Annotated in this window: 21 protein-coding genes; 8 read left to right on the plus strand and 13 right to left on the minus strand. The window is 36.8% G+C overall.

The window, feature by feature from the left end; translation table 11 throughout:
* Positions 1–7: 7 nt before the first annotated feature.
* On the minus strand, positions 8–472 hold the full coding sequence (gene smpB / locus RTX21_RS17355) for an SsrA-binding protein SmpB (RefSeq protein WP_312769710.1): 465 nt from the start codon (positions 470–472) through the stop codon (positions 8–10).
* Positions 473–545: 73 nt separating this feature from the next.
* Between smpB and RTX21_RS17360 the strand changes: the two genes are divergently transcribed.
* The 3 genes from RTX21_RS17360 to RTX21_RS17370 all read left to right on the plus strand — a co-directional run bounded on the left by RTX21_RS17360 (position 546) and on the right by RTX21_RS17370 (position 3,847).
* Positions 546–2,168, plus strand: coding sequence for an ATP-binding cassette domain-containing protein (locus RTX21_RS17360; protein WP_312769712.1), 1,623 nt, complete (start codon positions 546–548; stop codon positions 2,166–2,168).
* Positions 2,169–2,215: 47 nt separating this feature from the next.
* Positions 2,216–2,383, plus strand: coding sequence for a hypothetical protein (locus RTX21_RS17365; protein WP_312769714.1), 168 nt, complete (start codon positions 2,216–2,218; stop codon positions 2,381–2,383).
* Positions 2,384–2,473: 90 nt separating this feature from the next.
* A complete protein-coding gene (locus RTX21_RS17370) occupies positions 2,474–3,847 on the plus strand; it encodes an alpha-amylase family glycosyl hydrolase (protein ID WP_312769715.1) in 1,374 nt (457 codons plus the stop codon).
* Between the two features lie 80 nt (positions 3,848–3,927).
* Here the strand turns inward: RTX21_RS17370 and rodA are convergent, their stop codons facing one another.
* The 5 genes from rodA to RTX21_RS17395 form a co-directional block, all read right to left on the minus strand.
* Positions 3,928–5,175, minus strand: coding sequence for a rod shape-determining protein RodA (gene rodA, locus RTX21_RS17375; protein WP_312769716.1), 1,248 nt, complete (start codon positions 5,173–5,175; stop codon positions 3,928–3,930).
* On the minus strand, positions 5,172–7,199 hold the full coding sequence (locus tag RTX21_RS17380; RefSeq protein ID WP_312769718.1) for a peptidoglycan D,D-transpeptidase FtsI family protein: 2,028 nt from the start codon (positions 7,197–7,199) through the stop codon (positions 5,172–5,174). The genes rodA and RTX21_RS17380 overlap by 4 nt, the downstream gene beginning before the upstream one ends.
* Before the next feature lie 86 nt (positions 7,200–7,285).
* Positions 7,286–7,792, minus strand: a complete 507-nt coding sequence (locus RTX21_RS17385; RefSeq protein WP_027383135.1) for a hypothetical protein — start codon at positions 7,790–7,792, stop codon at positions 7,286–7,288.
* Positions 7,782–8,636, minus strand: a complete 855-nt coding sequence (gene mreC / locus RTX21_RS17390; RefSeq protein ID WP_312769721.1) for a rod shape-determining protein MreC — start codon at positions 8,634–8,636, stop codon at positions 7,782–7,784. The genes RTX21_RS17385 and mreC overlap by 11 nt, the downstream gene beginning before the upstream one ends.
* Positions 8,637–8,739: 103 nt before the next feature.
* Positions 8,740–9,765 carry a rod shape-determining protein gene (locus RTX21_RS17395; RefSeq protein WP_027383133.1) on the minus strand — a complete coding sequence of 342 codons (1,026 nt, stop codon included), beginning with the start codon at positions 9,763–9,765 and terminating at the stop codon, positions 8,740–8,742.
* 284 nt (positions 9,766–10,049) lie between these two features.
* Here RTX21_RS17395 and hemA point away from each other — a divergent pair, with 284 nt between their 5' ends.
* From hemA to hemE, 4 genes are all read left to right on the plus strand, one after another.
* Positions 10,050–11,339 (plus strand): glutamyl-tRNA reductase, encoded by a 1,290-nt coding sequence (gene hemA / locus RTX21_RS17400; RefSeq protein WP_312769724.1) that lies wholly within the window; start codon positions 10,050–10,052, stop codon positions 11,337–11,339.
* Positions 11,308–12,216 carry a hydroxymethylbilane synthase gene (gene hemC / locus RTX21_RS17405; RefSeq protein WP_312769726.1) on the plus strand — a complete coding sequence of 303 codons (909 nt, stop codon included), beginning with the start codon at positions 11,308–11,310 and terminating at the stop codon, positions 12,214–12,216. The genes hemA and hemC overlap by 32 nt, the downstream gene beginning before the upstream one ends.
* Before the next feature lie 134 nt (positions 12,217–12,350).
* Entirely contained in the window at positions 12,351–13,073 is a 723-nt protein-coding gene (locus tag RTX21_RS17410; protein ID WP_312769729.1) for a uroporphyrinogen-III synthase, read from the plus strand.
* A gap of 109 nt (positions 13,074–13,182) precedes the next feature.
* Complete coding sequence (hemE, locus tag RTX21_RS17415; RefSeq protein ID WP_312769732.1) at positions 13,183–14,208, plus strand: uroporphyrinogen decarboxylase; 1,026 nt, start codon at positions 13,183–13,185, stop codon at positions 14,206–14,208.
* 34 nt (positions 14,209–14,242) lie between these two features.
* Here the strand turns inward: hemE and RTX21_RS17420 are convergent, their stop codons facing one another.
* From RTX21_RS17420 to RTX21_RS17430, 3 genes are all read right to left on the minus strand, one after another.
* Positions 14,243–14,518, minus strand: a complete 276-nt coding sequence (locus tag RTX21_RS17420) for a hypothetical protein (RefSeq protein WP_312769734.1) — start codon at positions 14,516–14,518, stop codon at positions 14,243–14,245.
* A 159-nt stretch (positions 14,519–14,677) separates the two neighbouring features.
* Positions 14,678–15,055: a hypothetical protein gene (locus RTX21_RS17425; RefSeq protein WP_312769735.1), complete on the minus strand. Its 378-nt coding sequence runs from the start codon at positions 15,053–15,055 to the stop codon at positions 14,678–14,680.
* 98 nt (positions 15,056–15,153) lie between these two features.
* Positions 15,154–15,642 (minus strand): YkgJ family cysteine cluster protein, encoded by a 489-nt coding sequence (locus RTX21_RS17430; RefSeq protein ID WP_312769738.1) that lies wholly within the window; start codon positions 15,640–15,642, stop codon positions 15,154–15,156.
* A 98-nt stretch (positions 15,643–15,740) separates the two neighbouring features.
* Here RTX21_RS17430 and RTX21_RS17435 point away from each other — a divergent pair, with 98 nt between their 5' ends.
* Positions 15,741–16,124: a group III truncated hemoglobin gene (locus RTX21_RS17435; protein WP_312769741.1), complete on the plus strand. Its 384-nt coding sequence runs from the start codon at positions 15,741–15,743 to the stop codon at positions 16,122–16,124.
* Positions 16,125–16,272: 148 nt separating this feature from the next.
* On the opposite strand, the gene RTX21_RS17440 is transcribed toward RTX21_RS17435, so the two are convergent.
* The 4 genes from RTX21_RS17440 to RTX21_RS17455 form a co-directional block, all read right to left on the minus strand.
* Positions 16,273–16,608 (minus strand): DUF6122 family protein, encoded by a 336-nt coding sequence (locus RTX21_RS17440; RefSeq protein ID WP_312769742.1) that lies wholly within the window; start codon positions 16,606–16,608, stop codon positions 16,273–16,275.
* On the minus strand, positions 16,608–17,324 hold the full coding sequence (locus RTX21_RS17445; protein WP_312769743.1) for a DNA alkylation repair protein: 717 nt from the start codon (positions 17,322–17,324) through the stop codon (positions 16,608–16,610). Before RTX21_RS17445 ends, RTX21_RS17440 begins: the two co-directional genes overlap by 1 nt.
* 123 nt (positions 17,325–17,447) lie before the next feature.
* Positions 17,448–18,077, minus strand: a complete 630-nt coding sequence (locus RTX21_RS17450; RefSeq protein ID WP_312769744.1) for a chloramphenicol acetyltransferase — start codon at positions 18,075–18,077, stop codon at positions 17,448–17,450.
* Entirely contained in the window at positions 18,064–19,350 is a 1,287-nt protein-coding gene (locus tag RTX21_RS17455; RefSeq protein ID WP_312769746.1) for a sodium:proton antiporter, read from the minus strand. Before RTX21_RS17455 ends, RTX21_RS17450 begins: the two co-directional genes overlap by 14 nt.
* Positions 19,351–19,407 lie beyond the last annotated feature (57 nt).

The following is a 19,407-nucleotide window of genomic DNA, read 5'->3' on the forward strand; positions in this document are numbered from 1 at the left end:
AGTTTTTTTAGTTTTTCTTTAACAATCGCTCGATGTTAACTTTATTTTCTCTATCCTTTATAGCTTCCCTTTTGTCATACAGTTTCTTACCTCTGGCAAGCGAAATAAGCAATTTTGCTTTTCCGCTATTATTAATATATAACTTCAAAGGGATTATAGTATTCCCAACATCCTTTAACTTTTTTTTAAGTTTTTGCAATTCGTAATTATGCAGTAGCAACTTCCGTTCCCTTTTTGTTTTATGGTTATAAAATGTTCCTAATTTGTACTCATCTATCATCATATTAATGACGTACAATTCATCATCAATAAACTGACAGAAGCTTTCCGTAATAGATGCTTTGGAAGAACGCAGGGATTTTATTTCTGTGCCTGTCAATACAATTCCAGCTTCATATTCATCCAGAATTTCGTATTCGAAGCGGGCACGCTTGTTAAGAATATTAACAGATTTTTCTATTTTGACTTTCATAATTATAAGTAATTGTGGACACTTCACTATCCCAACTTATTTTCGTATTTTTGCGACAAATTTACAAAACTATATGTTAACAGTATCTAATTTATCATTACAGTTCGGGAAGAGAGTTCTCTTTGACGAAGTTAATATAAAATTCACAAAAGGAAATTGTTATGGGATTATTGGTGCAAATGGTGCCGGAAAATCTACATTTCTTAAAATATTAAGTGGAAAACAAGAGCCAACTTCTGGAAATGTGTCTTTGGAGAACGGAAAAAGAATGTCAGTTCTTGAGCAGGACCACTTTGCTTATGATAATTTTACGGTTTTAGAAACCATTCTTAGAGGAAACAAGAGACTTTTCGACATCAAAGAGGAGATGGACGCACTTTATGCAAAGGAAGATTTCTCTGATGAAGACGGAATCAAAGCCGGTGAATTGGGCGTTATCTATGACGAAATGGGTGGATGGAATTCTGAAGCCGATGCACAAACTTTGCTTTCAAATGTTGGCATTACAGAAGATATGCATTACCAATTGATGGGCGAATTGGAAAACAAAGACAAAGTAAGGGTCTTGCTTGCTCAGGCATTGTTTGGTAATCCGGACGTTTTGATCCTGGATGAGCCTACCAACGACTTGGACATTGCGACGATTGCTTGGCTGGAAGACTTCTTGGCTGATTATGAGAATACAGTAATCGTTGTATCTCACGACCGTCACTTCCTAGATACAGTTTGTACGCACATCGGAGATCTGGATTACTCCAAGCTTAACTTGTATACAGGTAACTACTCTTTCTGGTATCAAGCATCTCAATTAGCTACGAGACAAAGAGCCCAGGCTAACAAAAAGGCGGAAGACAAGAAGAAGGAATTGCAGGATTTCATTGCGAGATTCAGTTCCAACGTAGCAAAAGCTAAACAAGCAACAGCTCGTAAAAAGATGATTGACAAATTGAATATCGATGATATTAAACCTTCCTCCCGTCGTTATCCAGCAATCATTTTTGATGTGGAAAGAGAAGTTGGAGACCAGATCCTGGATGTAAAAGGCCTTGAAAAAACAAAAGACGGTGAATTATTGTTCACAAACGTTGACCTTAACCTTAAAAAAGGAGATAAAGTTGCCGTTCTTTCAAGAAACTCATTGGCAATTACAGAATTTTTCCAAATCCTTTCTGGAAATGTAGAGGCTGATAAAGGCGCTATCGCTTGGGGTGTTACGACCAACCAGTCTTATATGCCTTTGGACAACACCGATTTTTTCCAAGATGACCTTAACTTGGTAGATTGGTTGAGACAATTTACCAAGAATGATGAGGAGCGCCATGAAGAGTTCATGAGAGGTTTCCTGGGAAGAATGTTGTTCTCAGGAGACGAAGCTTTAAAATCGTGCAAAGTTCTTTCCGGAGGCGAGAAAATGCGTTGTATGTTCAGTAGGATGATGCTTCAGAAAGCCAATGTTCTTCTTTTGGACGAACCGACCAACCACCTGGATTTGGAGAGTATCACGACGTTAAACAACTCATTGAATAACTTCAAAGGAAACATCTTGTTGTCTTCTCATGACCACGAATTGCTTGGAACGGTCTGTAACCGAATCATCGAGTTGACGCCGAAAGGAATCATCGACAGAGATATGACTTATGATGAATATCTATCGGACAAAAAAATCAAAGAATTACAAGAGCAGATGTATTCTTAATTCTTAAAAAAAAAAAATTAAAAAAAAGCATTTCGAAAAAACTCGGAATGCTTTTTTTATTTGGAAATTGTCTTTTTATTTTGGCGGAAGCTTTGTTTGTTTTGGCGGATGACTTATTCACTTTGGCGGATGGCTTATTCGTTTTAACGGAAGGCTTGTTTGTTTTAGCGGAAGCCTTGTTCATTTTGGCGATGGCTTATTTGTTTTGGGATTAGGCGTTTGTACTTTTTAATCCGAAAAGAATTAAAAATAATTCAATAACTTAATTGGTCTTTTTTCTAATTTTAGAGAAATATATAAGCCTTATGAATTCTCTGAAATATCTTCTTTTAATTCTGATGATTCCTTTTTTGGGAATTTCGCAGACCAAAGATCCCCGTTATCAGCCAAAGCCTTACTTGCAGCTCAAACATCCGGAATGGAGCAAAAATGCAACGATCTACGAGGTCAATATCCGTCAATACACAAAAGAGGGAACTTTCAAGGCGTTTGAAAAACATCTGCCGAGACTCAAAAAAATGGGTGTCGATATTCTTTGGCTGATGCCAATCCATCCGATTGGAGAAGAACATAGAAAAGGAATACTGGGAAGTTATTATTCTGTAAAAGATTTCAAAGGTGTGAATCCAGATTTCGGAACCTTACAGGATCTGAAAAACTTAATTGACAAGATCCACGCAATGGGAATGCATGTTATCATCGATTGGGTGGGGAATCATTCCGCCTGGGACAATCCTTTGGCCAAAGAACATCCGGATTGGTACACAAAATCCAGAGAAGGTAATTTCCAGCCAACTCCCTGGTATGATTGGAATGATGTCATTGATTTTGATTATAACAACCCTGACTTTCGGGAGTATATGACCGGTGCTCTGAGATATTGGGTAAAAGAAGCCGATATTGATGGTTACAGATGTGATGTTGCAGGTTTCATCCCGGTTGATTTCTGGGAAAATGCACGAGAGGAACTTGACCGGATAAAGCCAGTCTTCATGCTGGCAGAATGGGAATCGCGTGACCTTTACAGAAAATCCTTTGACATGACCTATTCCTGGACGCTTTGGGACAAACTGAAACTCGCAACAACCGGCGGAAAAGGCGCCAATGCACTATATGAATATATGGCACACGACGTTGGAAGTTTTCCTTACGATTCTTACCGAATGTTGTTCACGGATAATCACGATAAAAACTCCTGGGAGGGCAATCAATTCTCTAATTTCGGAAAAGGATTGGAAACTGCTATGTCACTTTGCGGAACAGCTAATGGAATGCCTTTGGTTTACAGTGGACAAGAAGCCGGATTGGACAGAAGCCTTGAGTTTTTTGAGAAGGATGAAATCGTTTGGAAAGACCACAAATTCTACGGAATGTATCAGAAATTATTTGATCTGAAACATAAGAATCAAGCACTTTGGAACGGAAAATGGGGTGGCGAAATGATCAGAGTAACAAATAATCAAATGAATGACGTACTTTCTTTTTATAGAGAGAAAAATGATGATGCTATTTTATCGGTTTTTAACTTCTCGGACAAAAGTCTTCCGACTACTGTTGAGACCAAATATTATTTCGGACAATATCGAGAATTATTCACCGGAAAAATTTTCAATATCAATTATGAAAAGACAACTATCAACCTGAAACCTTGGGAGTATTTAGTTTTAGTAAAGAATTAAATTCAAATCACTAAAAGGCAGATTTTGCAAATTTGTTTTTAATATTAAAATTTTCAATTATAAATAAAATTCAGCTTCGTTTATACGAGGCTATTTTTATCTGCGTAATTCAGTTTGAAAAATATAAAAGTCATTATCGAGAATGCCAAAAGCGAACTTCCTCCGTAACTGAAAAACGGCAACGGAATCCCTACGGTTGGAAATAATCCCATAACCATCCCGAGATTGATGACAAAGTGGATCAATAAAATAGAGGCAAAACAATAGCCAAATACCCGGTTAAATGTTGATTTTTGATTCTCAGCGAGATAATAGATTCTACCAATGAAAATAGCATAACAAAGAATCAGAATTGTGCTTCCCAAGAAACCCCATTCTTCTCCAACAGTACAGAAAATATAATCGGTTTCTTGTTCAGGAACAAATTTTCCTTGTGTTACAGAACCTTGCTTATAGCCTTTTCCCATCATTCCGCCAGAGCCAATTGCTGTCTTGGAATACAACAGGTTATAGCCCGATGTATCCCGGAATTCCCTTTCCCCTTTATACAAGACCTCTACTCTTTCCTGTTGATGTTTGGGTAATTTCTCAAAAACAATTGGCGAAACGATGGATAATCCGGCTAGTAAAACAATTATCCCGGCTGCAGGCAACAAAGAATAAATATTTTTGTGCAGCATCGCAACATTGAAGATAAACCAGATCACGCCCAAAATAAGAATGATGACCGTAAAATACCAAAGATCGATTTTCAACGGATCATTGAGATAATTGGCAATAAGGAAAACAGCGGCGAATAATGTTCCGACCAAGAATAATTTTCCCGACAAACCTTCTCTATACAAAGCAATAACAAATGCAACAAATACCAATAATGACCCCACATCCGGAATCATCAAAACTACAATTCCGGGAATAGCGATGATGGCTAAAGACGTGATCAATGACCGCCTGTTGTCAATATTAAAATCCTGATTAGAAACATAGTTTGCCAGCATCAGTGTTGTTCCGATCTTTGCAAATTCTACAGGCTGCATCGTGAATCCTCCGAACTTGTACCAGTTTTTTTGTCCTAGGATTTCCGTGCCAAATGGAAATAATCCTATCAAAAGTAAAACGCCACCAACATAAATGATTGCCGACATATTCTCGAAGAATTTGGTTCTCATAAAGAAGATGATCATCCCAACGAAGCAAGAAATTCCAAAGAAAATCAATTGCTTTTGTCCCAACTCTTCTTTAACACTATAAATATTAAGAATTGCGAAGACACACAACAGAACGTATAATGTCATTCCTAATTTGTCAATCCCTTCTGCCCACTTCATTTTACTTTGGATTTTAGAGGTTTAACTTTAGAACTGTCTTTTTTTAATTTCTTATCTTGAATAGCCTTCAGGCTGTCTTTAATTTTCTTAAGCTGAACAGAATCTTTTGGCGGTTCTTTGTACCAACCCTTCCGCTTCATGTCGGCAATATACTGTCGTTTATACTCGGGCATAAAGCTGGAGGTTATCATTTTTTTATAAAGATGTTCTCTTTTCAGTTCTCCAGTGATGTATTTCTCAGCAATCGTTGAACAGGCCGGTCCGGCCCAAGTTGCTCCAAATCCAGCGTGTTCCATAACTGCTGCTACCACAATTTTCGGTTTATCAGCAGGTGCAATCAATACAAAAATTGAATTGTCTTTTCCCTGTGGAACCTGTGCAGTTCCTGTCTTAGCCAATTGCGTAAAATCTTTAGACATCAGACTTCTTCCGGTTCCTCTCAGCATTACTGCTTCCATCCCTTGTAGGACAACATTATAATAATGAGGGTTCTGGATCAAGGTCATATGTTTTTTCTTGAATCTAGGGTCTGGGTTTGGTTTTCCATCAATTGATTTGACCACGTGAGGCGTATAATACCAGCCTTTGTTTGCAATAGCAGCTACGAAGTTGGCCATTTGCATCGGTGTCAAAAGAACATCGCCTTGTCCCATACCATTATATATAGCTCCTGTCGGCATCTCGTCCCAGTTTTTATAATCTGTCCGTTTAGAGCCACTCGCTTTGTAAATGGATTTCATTCTCTTTTCATAAAACTCTCCGGAAGGAATTCTGCCTTTTGCACCAACAGCCAAATCGTTGTTAAGGAATTCTCCAACGCCAAAACTATTGAGAATTTTTTTCCATTCATCAACCCCTTTTGATGGGTTTCCCGGATATTTTTTTATGATTGATATATAGGCATAAGTGAAATAACAGTTACTGGAAACCTGTATAGATGGGATTAACGGATCTGCACCACCGTGCCCTTTAATGCTTTTCCCACGATAAAAGAAACCTCTTCCGCAAGGGAAAATCGTCTTATCTGTCATCACGCCCATTTCCATTGCAGCCAAAGCGGTCAGCAATTTGAAAGTAGAACCTGGTGGGTAAGCTGCCTGAACAGAACGGTCAAACGTAGGTTTGTTTTCGAAAATCGTATCGTTGGCTAATCTGTAAAGATTTCTGGATTTGTTTGGTCCGGTGAAAAGATTGGGGTCAATGTCCGGTCCGGTTGCCATTGTTAAGATTTCACCATTATTTGGGTCTAATGCTACAACTGCACCATGTTTATTAACTAACATTTCCTCCGCCATTCTTTGCAAATCGTAATCGATGGTTAATGTTAAATCTTTTCCAGTTACAACTTCTTTGTCAAGCTCTCCGTTTTTATAAGAACCTATGCTTCTTTGGCGAATGTCTTTCTGGATATATTTCATTCCTTTTTCACCTCGAAGTTCTTTTTCGTAAGCTTTCTCGATTCCACTTTTTCCAACAATATCTCCTGGCAAATAATACAATGAATCTTTCTTGATATCATTATCATTCACTTGATTGGTATAACCCAAAAGGTTTCCGGAAGTATTGATTTCATATTGTCTTTGTGGACGAGGAACTATTGAAAAAGCAGGATATTTGAAAATCAACTCCTGAATTCTAGCCATATCTTCACGACTTAGATTTTTCATAAAAGTCATTGGGGTGAGCTTAGAATAGTACTTTTCTTTCTCAATATTTTTCATCGTTTTGATGAAATCCGGTTTGGAAATATTCAATAATTTACAAAAACCAAGCGTATCAAAATCAGGTTTAAGAAGTGCTGCTGTATAAGAAATTTCGAACGCAGGCTGATTTCCTACAAGTATTTTCCCATTTCTGTCAAAAATAACGCCTCTTGGTGGAATGACGTATTCGATTTTAATAGATGTATTGGCGGCATTCAGCGCATATCTATCTGTGAATAATTGCAAATAAGAAAGCCTTGCAATAAAAATTAATGCAATAATAGAAAGAGCGAGAATGATTCTAAGATATTGTGATTTCATATGTACTTTTCTATATTTTCAGATGACATATGCAACCTCGGCTTCAAAGAGCGTATTTTTTGGTTTTGGATAAACATTCTTTCGGTTCAGACTTTTTGTTTGATTTTAAATGCTAATGTATAAGCTAATATAAATACAAACGAGATTATACTGGTAACTATTACATTAAATAAAATTTCAAAAAATCTATCGAACTTGAAAAACTCGATGTACTGCACCAAAAACTGATGGATAAAAATACTGGTTATGATAAAAAATATGAACTGTGTCCACTGGATACTTTGGAAAGAGAAAAAATCCGTAGTCGTATCAGTCGATGTTCTAAATATAATTGTTCTAAAATAAGCGATAACCGTCGTTGCAAAAGCATTGATTCCCCAAGTGCCTAAAAATGCATCCACACATAATCCCAATAAAAAACTCAATCCTAAAAATTGAAATTGATTTCGGAAAAATGGATAGAACATTACAAATACAGGATAAAGCACAGGAATGTATTGCCCAAACAAAGCAATCCTGTTCAGAATGAAAACCTGAAAAGCTGTAAGTATTGCTATTAAAAGCAAGTCTGATGCAATGTTTCTACTGACCATCTTTTTTAATTTGAGCTTTTAAAGTATCATCTATTTTCTGAACTTCAGATTTTTTAAGGTTTCTCACAACGTAAACCGTACTCAGTTTCCCCACTTTTTCGCTAAGTTCTACAGAAACATCCCAAAAACCTGTTTTGCTGTCAACCTGATAACCTGCCACAGTTCCGACCAAAATTCCTGCTGGGAAAATGGAAGATTTTCCATCCGTTACAACAGTATCTCCGACTTTCAATGGAACATATTTCGGAATATCAGACAATGTCATTGTTCTGGAATCATCGCCTTTCCAAGACAATGTTCCAAAATAACCAGACTTCTTAAGCGATGCGCTGATTTTGATTTTATTGGTACTCAAAACCGATTGAACCAAAGAATAATTATCTGTTGTATTGATAACGATTCCGGCAATTCCTCGTGGTGCAATAACACCCATTTTGGAACTCACGCCCTGCAAACGTCCTCTGTTGATAGTGAAATAATTATCTTTTCTATTGATAGTATTGTAAACAACTTCTCCGTCAACAAATGTGTAGATCTGTCCGCCTCCAATCGTATCATAAACTCTTCGGAAGACAGGCTTATCCAACTTTTCTTTTCCGTAAAGTTCCTTCATCAAGGCTTTATTTTGAATGACAAGGTCTTCATTGATCTGTTTTAATTTCAAGTAAGAAGTACCTTCGTCGATATAACCTGAAACCCAAGAGTTAAAGGCCGCAGTTTTTGCTGCCAAGAAACTTTGCTGCATAGAGTTTTTGCTGAATATCAGTACAATTGCAACCAATTGCAGGAATATAAAGAACACAAATAATGCATTCTTGGAAAAAAATCTCAGCAAAGCACCCATCTAAATTATAAATGATAATTGATAAATCATAAATGATCTGATATTAATTTGAATCATAAAAATATCGAACCATTAAATTTATTCAAATTTTAGAGAAAAAATATTATTTGATCAGGAAATTGAATTTATCCATATTTTTAAGAGCAATTCCAGTTCCTCTTACAACCGCTCTCAAAGGGTCTTCTGCTACGAAAACAGGAAGTCCCGTTTTTCTGTGCAGTCTGTCTGCCAAACCTCTCAAAAGAGCACCGCCACCAGCAAGATAAATTCCTGTTTTGTAGATATCAGCAGCCAATTCCGGAGGAGTTAATGATAAAGTTTCCATTACTGCATCTTCGATTCTGATGATTGATTTATCAAGAGCTTTGGCTATTTCTTTATAATTAACCATAATCTCTTTTGGCTTACCAGTAATCAAATCACGGCCTTGAACAGGAATATCATCAATTGGAACATCCAGCTCTTCAACAGCAGAACCAACCTCAAGTTTAATTCTCTCCGCCGTTCTTTCTCCGATATATAAATTATGATGCGTTCTTAGGTAATAAGCAATATCATTGGTGAAAACATCACCAGCGATCTTCACAGATTTATCACAAACGATTCCGCCAAGCGCTACGACAGCAATTTCCGTGGTTCCTCCACCTATATCGATGATCATATTACCTTCCGGTTTCTGAACATCAATCCCAACCCCTATCGCGGCTGCCATTGGCTCATAGATCAAACGAACTTCTTTGGCATTCACTTTCTGGGCAGAATCTCTTACCGCTCTTTTCTCAACCTCAGTAATCCCAGAAGGAATACAAATCACGATTCTAAGTGCCGGCTGAAAAAGTTTCCCTTTGATGCCCGGAATTTGTTTGATAAATTCCTTGATCATATGTTCTGAAGCGTGGAAATCCGCGATAACGCCATCCTTCAAAGGACGCACCGTTTTGATATCCTCGTGGGTCTTCCCTTGCATATGCTTCGCTTGCTCCCCAACGGCAATTGGCTTACCGGAAGAACGCTCTATCGCAACGATAGAAGGCTGGTCCACAACTATTTTGTTATTGTGAATTATAAGCGTGTTCGCAGTCCCTAAGTCAATCGCAATCTCTTGCGTAAACATATCCAATATACCCATTTTGTTCAGTCATTATTAAGTTTACAAAGATATAAATTTAGACTTATTCTCTATCTCGATTTCAAAATAATTTGGTTAAAATTTCCTTAAAATTTCAAGAATTTTCCATCACAGATAAATCTGAATTTCAATTAGAAATCAAAAATTATTACTCCGATAAAAATTTCTTCAAAACATTATTGTTCTTATATCTTTTTGAACTGAGTTTATAGATTTTATCAATTTTCGAAAATGAAATTCAGAAAGAGTCTTTGTTTTAAAAATTGTAATTTTGCAAACTGAAAATGAGTCCAAAACATAAATTTCATCAAACATCAGATTTTGCCGTTCTAAGCATCAGTTATGAAAAAGCCGATGCTGAGACCCGTGGGAAATTTGCTTTTTTTGATGACCACATAAAATCTTTTGCCAACAAAATCCATGAAGAGGATCTGGGCGATGCTTTCGTGGTTTCCACTTGTAACAGAACCGAAATATACTCTACAACCAAGAATTATCTTCATATTGCCGAGTTGTATTGCAACACAGTTGGCGTTCAGCTTTCAGACTTTTTGAAATATGTGAATGTGATTCAGCGAGAAGATGCTCTGTTTCATCTTTTCCGTGTCGCGGCAGGTTTGGAAAGTCAGATCATCGGTGATTTTGAGATTGTTTCTCAAATCAAGAATGCTTATCATCGATTCAAAAAATACAAGGATTTTTCTAATCCTTACTTGGAACGCGCCATTAATTCATCGATTCAGATTTCGAAAAGAATCAAGAACGAAACGGGAATCAGCACTGGTTCTGCTTCGGTTTCTTACGCAGCGGTTCATTATATATTGAACAACACGAGACATCTTCACGAGAAAAATATTTTACTTCTTGGCGTTGGCGAAATTGGACAAAATACGATTGAAAATCTTGTGAAGCACGTTTATCAGCCAAAGATCAAAATTGCAAACCGTTCTTTTGAAAAAGCTGAGAAAATTGCCGACAAATACAATATTCCTCAAATCGATTTCAACAGTTTCCCTGAAGAACTCAAACAAACTGATGTTCTGATTGTCGCAACCGGCGCTCAGAAATATATTATTGATGAGTCTAATTTTCCTAAAGATAAAGCAATGCTGGTCATCGATTTATCGATTCCAAACAACGTTCAGAAGGAAATCGGAAACTGTGAAAATGTGACTTTGATAGATGTTGACCAATTGTCGCAAACCATCAAAGCAACGATGGAACAGCGAAAAAAGGAAATCCCGAAAGCGGAAGAAATCATCAAAGAAATGGCAAAGGAATTTGTGGATTGGGAAAAGAAAAGAAAACTGGCTCCGAATATCAATCATTTCAAAAATTCTCTGAAAAAAATCGAGGAACACGAGATGCACACGATTCATAAAAAATTCAATTACGCCAAAATTGAAGATATGGAGCTCTCTAATAAACTTGTTCAGAAACTAACCAACCGATTTGCAAAATACATTCTTGAAAACCCTTCCCGCGCAGACGAAATCACGAAAATGATGGAAGATATTCTGGACATCCATAAACAAGAATCCGATGACGACAATAAAAATAGGAACGAGAAATAGTCCGCTTGCACTTTGGCAGGCTCACGAAGTTGAATCGAAACTGCAGAATCTTGGTTTCCAAACCGAGATTGTTCCTATCCTGAGTTCTGGCGACAAAAATCTGGACCAACCGCTTTATGCATTGGGAATCACAGGTGTTTTCACAAAGGATTTGGACATTGCCTTATTAAATAATGAGATTGATATCGCTGTTCATTCCTTAAAAGATGTACCGACGCAATTGCCAAATAACATTCAGATTTCTGCCGTTTTGGAACGAGATTTTTCTGAGGATGTTTTGGTTAGAAACAGCGATTCTGAACCTTTGGATTTGGAAGTTTTGAAAATCGCCACCAGCAGTTTGAGAAGACGTGCTTTTTGGCTGAAAGAATTTCCTGAAACTGAATTTACGGATATCCGAGGAAACGTCCAAACCCGTTTGAAAAAGCTGGATGATGGCGTTGCCAATGCGACTTTATTTTCTTTGGCCGGAATCAAAAGAATGAATTTGGATGTTCATTATGAGCAGATTCCGTTTATGTTGCAAGCACCGTCACAAGGTGTTGTTGCGATTGCCAGCAAAATTGACAATCCGGAATTATCATCGATTTTAAAATCAATTTCACATCCGGAAACTGAAATTTGCGTTAGTATAGAAAGAGAATTTCTAAAAACGCTGGAAGGCGGTTGTACAGCTCCAATCGGTGCGAAAGCTGAAATTCTGAATAACCAAATCAGATTCTTGGGAAGACTTTGTTCGCTTGACGGCAAAAACTGCATCGAAACCGATGAAATTTTTGACTGGAACGATTCTCAAAACTTCGGAGAAAAAATCGCTTTGAAGGTTTTGGAAAATGGCGGAAAAGAGTTAATGGAAGAAATTAAAAAATCTCTGTAGTTCTCTTTTTTGATTCATCATCAAGTTTGTCATTCCGTAGGAATCTCAACGGCCTAGATTCCTACGGAATGACAAAATAATGTTTAATAACTTTTATCTATTGTCAGTCTGAGGTTCTCGAATACCATATAAATATGAAAATCCTTTTTACAAAATCACTGGATAAAGAAAAAGTTTCTGAAAAGTTGGGAACACTTGCACTGAGCGGAGTCGAAGTGTCGGTTGATTTTGTTGAGGTGATTCATACTAAAATTTTAAAAACTAAACCTTTCGGTTTAAAAAACAATTCTTTGATTTTCACGAGTGTGAATGGGGTAAAAGCGTTTTTTGAAAACGGATTTTCTGCGAATGAGAATTTTGCTGAACCCAAAAATTACAACAAAATTTATGTGGTTGGTTCGCAGACGAAAAAGGAATTGAGGAAACATAATTTTGGGACTTTTAAACTATGTAAGAATGCGAGTGAGCTTTCGCTATTCATTGTAGAAAACTCGGTGAATGAGAAGTTTTTGCATTTCTGTGGCGATATTGCGTTGGATATTTTGGATGAAAAATTGCCTTTACAAAATATTTCTTACAAAAAAATGCCTGTTTATAGGACAGAACTACTCTATCCGAAAATCGATGAGAAATATCAGGCGATAGTTTTTTTCAGTCCGAGCGGAGTTCGTAGTTTTGCGAAGTTTAATCAATTTGATGACGTCAAGATTTTTTCGATTGGAAAAACAACGACTTCTGAATTGGAAAAACTAACTGATAATAAAATAATTACAAGTTCAAAAAATACTTTAGCTGATTTGTTGAATTTGATTTTAAAGGAAAGTTCAACTTTCGGAAATCTTGATTTGAAGGACTAAAGTTGTATTTTGCGAAGCGCGCCCCGACTTGAACGGAGCTCTTTTTCTTTTTTGAATAAAAAAAAAGCGGGAGTGGAAGGCGGAAAAGGCGCCCAAAATAATATTTAAAATGATTAAAAACGACCTATATTTAAAAGCACTTCGCGGGGAAACCGTGGAAAGACCGCCAGTTTGGATGATGAGACAAGCCGGAAGATACTTGCCAGAATTCATCGCTTTGCGCGACAAATACGACTTTTTCACGAGATGTCAAACGCCGGAATTGGCGTCGGAAATCACGGTTCAGCCGATTAGACGATTTCCTCTGGACGCGGCGATTTTGTTCTCCGATATTTTGGTAGTTCCTCAAGCAATGGGAATCGATTTCAAAATGAAAGAGTCGGTTGGACCTTGGTTGGACAACCCAATTAGAACAGCTCAACAAGTTGACGATGTGATAGTTCCGGACGTGAACGATACTTTGGGTTACGTTTTTGATGCGATAGAAATGACTTTGGAAAAGCTGGACAATGAGATTCCGCTGATTGGATTTGCCGGTTCGCCTTGGACGATTTTCTGTTATTGCATCGAAGGACGAGGTTCGAAGGATTTTAATATTGCTAAATCATTTTGTTTTTTACAGCCAGAAGCGGCGCACAAATTGTTACAAAAAATCACTGACACGACGATTGCTTACTTGAAAAGAAAAGTGGAAAAAGGCGTTTCTGCAGTTCAGATTTTCGATTCGTGGGGTGGAATGCTTTCACCTGCTGATTATCAGGAATTTTCCTGGCCATATATTAATCAGATTGTTGAGGCTTTGGCACCGTTGACGCACGTTGTAGTTTTCGGGAAAGGTTGCTGGTTCGCATTGGACGAAATGACGAAATCTAAAGCTTCCGCACTTGGCGTTGACTGGACAATTACACCGGAAAATGCGAGAAAATTCACTAATAATGCTGTGACTTTGCAGGGGAATTTTGACCCTTCGAGATTACATTCTACACCGGAAACCATCAGGAGAATGGTTCACGAAATGATTAATCGTTTTGGGAAAGACCAATATATTGTGAATCTCGGACACGGGATTTTACCGAATATTCCAGTAGAAAACGCCGAAGCTTTTATCAAAGCCGTGTTGGAATGGAAATTATAAAAAATTAAAAGGAGCAAAATAATTTGCTCCTTTTTTATTCTAATTGTCCGGGCGCTGGTTGCGCTTGTGGTTTTATTGCTTCGTCTGTTAGACCATCTCTCCGCGGCATCGCTGGCTGAGCCACTTTTTCATCTGCCTCTTTTTGTCTTTGTTCTATATTAGCAGTATCGACCATTTTCGGCGCGTTGCTTTTTTGAGTAGACTTTGCAGATTTGAGCATCGTTGTCTTTGTCGCTGATTTTGTTTCTACTTTCTTTGTCGTCTGAGCGGTCATAAATACACTTCCAAAAGCTAGAAAAGTGGCTATCATTAATATCTTTTTCATAATATTTTATTTTTAGTATTAATAAGACTAAGCCAAATATCAAACCAAATTTTTATAATTGAAAATTTCGCAATCATAAACGATTTTTCAAGCCAAAAAAAACCAGAGTAAAAACACTCTGGTCATTTTTAAGTTTACCAATTTTTATCTTGTTGGATTTGGATTAGTTGGACTATTTGGTCCTAAAGGTTGTTGTGGTACTGTCGAATTGTTTGGATTCGTTGTGTTTGGATTTTGCAAAGTTCCGTTGTTTGGTGAAGTTGTATTCGGGTTTTGCAATGTTCCATTGTTTGGTAAAGTATTTTGTTGTAATCTATCTGGATTACTCTGCATCTTTGACCTGTTGTTGATGGTTGCAGTATCAACAGTTCTGTTCATTCCGTTGGGCTGAACAGTTTCCAGAGATTTTTTCTTCATCTTTTTCTCTGTTTTTGTTTTTGTCGTGTCTTGTGGCGGTGTCACCTGTGCGGTAACAAACATTGCTCCGAAAATAATCAGACCGCCTGCTATTAACTTTTTCATAATACTTTTATTTAGTGTTGATTATGAAGACCAAACATTAAACCAATATTATGTTAAATTCGGAAATTATATGTTTTTTGGGAAAACTTTAGGATAATTTATTTTTCTAACACTTTTCTCAATTTCTCTACAAAAACATAAGCAGCAGGACAGATCAAAGTGTTCTTAATCGTAAGATTATTGATCTGATAAATCTTTTTTCTATCAGTGTGAGGATATTCTCTGCAAGCTTTTGGACGAATATCGTAAATTGAGCAAGTATTATCGTCATTCAGGAAAAAGCATGGCAAATTTTGGAGAACTTTATCGTTTTCTTCATCAACTCGTAGAAACTTAGATTCGAAATCAGCTTGTTTCATCCGTAGATGTTTGGATATTCTTTCGATGTCTTTTTCTGTATAAAGTGGGCCTGTCGTCTTGCAGCAATTCGCACAACTGAGACAATCGATCTCCTCAAATGTTTCTTCGTGTTTTTCCAAAACCAGATAATCCAGATTCTTAGGTGGCTTCTTTTTGAGTCCGTCCAAAAACTTTTTATGCTCTTTTTGTTTTTGCTGTGCTTGCTTTTTATATAAATCAAGGTCCATTTTGCAAAATTAGTGGTTTTTCAAACAAAAACTGACATTAATCTTATTTCAAGCTTATCCAAAAAGCAATAACTTTGATAGAATAAAAACATCGAATTATGAAAGATATTACAACCAGAAATGATGTGGAATTTTTAGTGAAGGAGTTTTATGACCAAGTTATTAAAGATGACTTGATTGGATTCTTTTTCACAGATGTAGCGAAAATTGACCTCAGCAAACACCTTCCAAAAATGTATAATTTCTGGGAAAGCATTCTTTTGGGAAATCCTGTGTACGAAGGTCATCCGATGGCAAAACATTTCCCAATCAATAAAGTTTTTGCTTTGGAGGAAAAACATTTTAACCGATGGTTACAGATATGGGAGAAAACCGTCCATGAAAATTTTGAAGGAGAAAATGCTGAAAATGCAATTAAAAGAGCGCTGAATATCGCCAGAATTATGAGTTTTAAAATGACGAATGCAAGAAATAACGATTAATAAATCATACATTAAAGCATTGAATTGCCTGCAGCCCGACTTGAGCGGAAATCCTTTTTTGTATGTTTCTTAAGTTCTATTTAATCTAAGCTTTCTGCAAAAAAGATTGGGAGCGGAAGGCGGAATAGCTGCCCAAATAATTATAACTCTAAAAATTCAGGTTATGTAACTGGCAATCTATCCAATCAGTTAGCATATGAAAGAGTAAACCAACGCCAATAATTCTTGGAAACCCTCTAAAAAATAATAACAGAAAGTAAACGCCAATCGCCCAATACGTGTGAAGCGGATGAAAATTGATGCTGCATCTGTCCGGCGCAAAAACAGGTGTGCTGAGCAAATGGTCTACATCTACCAACATTGTCCCAAGCATTATGAAATAAGCCTTTTTCCAGTTTTTTCGAAAAAAAACATAAGCCAACACAATGGGAAATCCAAAGTGTAAAAAGTAATGCAAAACCGGTCTTAGCCAAAAATAATCCATCAGATTTTTCCTTTCAAATAATCTTGCCGTAACGTCTCGTCCAGTTTCTCAATCGCATAACGGAGGCAAGTTCTTGGCATTTCTTTATAATGAAGATTGAGGAAGTCCAACAATTCGGTTTCGTTCATTTTTCCCATTTCGCGGAGAAGCCAGCCGTTGGCTTTGTGCATCAAATCGTGTGGATGTTTCAAATTCTTCAATGCAAAAATTTTTGTCAAATCAAATTGTCCTTTTTTGATGTGAAACATTGTTCCGACAATCGCCATTCGTTTTTCCCACATATCATCAGAATCTGATAATTTTTCAAGGATTTTAGAGTTCTGACTTTCAAAACAATATCGACCTAAAATTTTATAACAGGATGTATCAACCAAATCCCAATTGTTGATGTATTTTGTATGCTTCAGATAAAAATCGACGATTTCTTTTTGTTGAATTTTATGCTTAGTCTTCTCGAATTTGTAAACCAATATCAACAAAGCCGTTAAGCGATGTTCGTGAATTTTGGAAGACAATAATTCACTGAGTTCCTCGGGAGAAATTTTGTTGTAAAATGCTTTTGCAATACTTCTTTGGTCCGGAACAGTTACGCCAATAAACAAATCGCCTTCGCCATATTCACCTTTTCCGGTTTTGAAAAAGGTCTTCATACTTTCTGTTTTTCCTGGAATGACGAGGATTTCGAGAGCTTGTTTTATTTCTGTTGAGAATGGCATTTGTTTGGGTTAATTTGTGAAAACATTGAACTCCCTACGGAGTTCTTTTCTGGCTTGGATCAATTTTCGCTACAAACGGATTGCTCCTCTGGAGCAAGTTTATGTTTAACTAAAAAAGCTGAATTATTTCAAATTAAGCTGATTCTGAAATTCCTCCAAATATTTTGCAAGATGAAAACCATCCATCAAACCGTGATGCGCTTCCACAGAAATAGGCAACATTTTCCGTCCATTCTTTTCAGAGAATTTTCCAAAGACAATTTTAGGAATAGATTCTTTTGGGTCAAAATCTGTCGGATGAAGCAAACCTGTAAAATGAGTCCAAGGCATCGTAGAATGTCGGATATGATTCGGTGGCAATTCCTCATTTCTGATTCTTAAACCTGTTGAATTTTGAATTTCATCAATTTCTTGTTGTAAATTTTGATTAAATATTTGAAAATCATCAGAATATTCAAAGTAAGAGAATCCAAACGTTCCATCATTTCTGGCAATCGTAGAACCAACGTGAACGATATCAAACGCTATAACTTCACCATTTACAATTCGATATCCAAATTCTTCTACCGAATTAATCGCCTTCATTGATTTGTGAAGATAATGGGCGAAGAAAGATTCGTTTTTGTCTTTAGCAAATTGATAAGTTTCTGTACAATCAACTTCGGTTACTATTCCAAAATAAGGACTTTTCATTCCGGAAAAGAATTCGAAATGTTCTTTTCTTTTCCAGTTTTTTACATCAATGACTTTCATCTGTGTGAACTTCTTCTAATATTTTTTCTTCCGTAGCAATTTTCTTAGGATTCGCTACTTTAGCAATCGTTAGTCCTTGAACTATAATCGAAAATACAACCACGCAGTAAGTGATGCTGATGATAATTTGGCTGTACTCATTAATCGGAATTGATAAAGCCAAAGCGATAGAAACACCACCACGGATTCCGCCCCAAACCAAAACTTTCACAGTTTGTGGACTGAATCGATATTTAAAAGCCATAAACTTAGTCGGAACAAAAATCGCAACCCACCGTGCTAACAAAACGATTAAAATACAAATTCCACCAGCTACTAAATATTCATTTAAGTCTTTGATTAATAGCAATTCAAACCCAATAAACAGGAATAGAACTGCGTTCATAATTTCGTCAATTAGTTCCCAAAATTTTATCAAATAATCTTGAGTTTCGGATTTCATTTTGAAACTTTCACTGAAATTTCCCATGAATAAACCTGCAGCAACAATCGCCAAAGGAGCAGAAATATGCATCTCGTGAGCAATCAAATAACCGCCCATAACTACTGACAATGTGATGAGTACGGAAATAATATAATCATCCACAACTCGCATTGCTCTCGACGCCGAATATCCGAGAAGAACTCCTAGAAGTAAACCTCCACCCGCTTCACGAAGCAAAAGCAACCCGATATTTTCAACATTCAAATCGATTTCTTTTCCGATGGCAATCTGCAACACAACAGTAAAAACCACGACCGCCATACCGTCATTAAACAAAGATTCTCCGGCAACTTTGGTTTCCAAAGATTTGGAGACATTGGCCTGCTTCAAAATACTTAGAACCGCAACTGGGTCGGTTGGAGAAATCAGCGCTCCGAAAACGATACAATAAATCAGTGGCATCTGAACACCTACCAACGGCAAAAGATAATAAACACCAAAACCAACAGCAAACGTGGAAATGATAACACCGACAGTAGAAAAAATCAAAACTGGTCCAAATTGTTCTTTCAAATCTTTGATGTTGATATGGATTCCTCCCGCAAAAAGCAGGAAATTAAGCATCGCCCCCATCAGAACTTCTGTAAAATCGAAGTTATTTACTAATTGAGTAAGATGACTTGTAGTTTTTGGTAAAAAATTATCGCCCGATGCAACCAAGGTTACAGAAACGATAATCGCAATCACCATTATCCCAATTGTACTCGGTAATTTGAGAACGCGGTAATTGATATAGGCAAATAAAGATGCTAAAACGATAAGAACTGAAAATGAGTAATATAACTCCATTTATTTTTTATTTTGTGTTGATTGTTGAGATTTTCCAACTTGATTCAACTTATTTAA

The organism is Epilithonimonas sp. (assembly GCF_032054305.1).
In the GTDB taxonomy this organism is placed as follows: Bacteria; Bacteroidota; Bacteroidia; order Flavobacteriales; family Weeksellaceae; genus Epilithonimonas.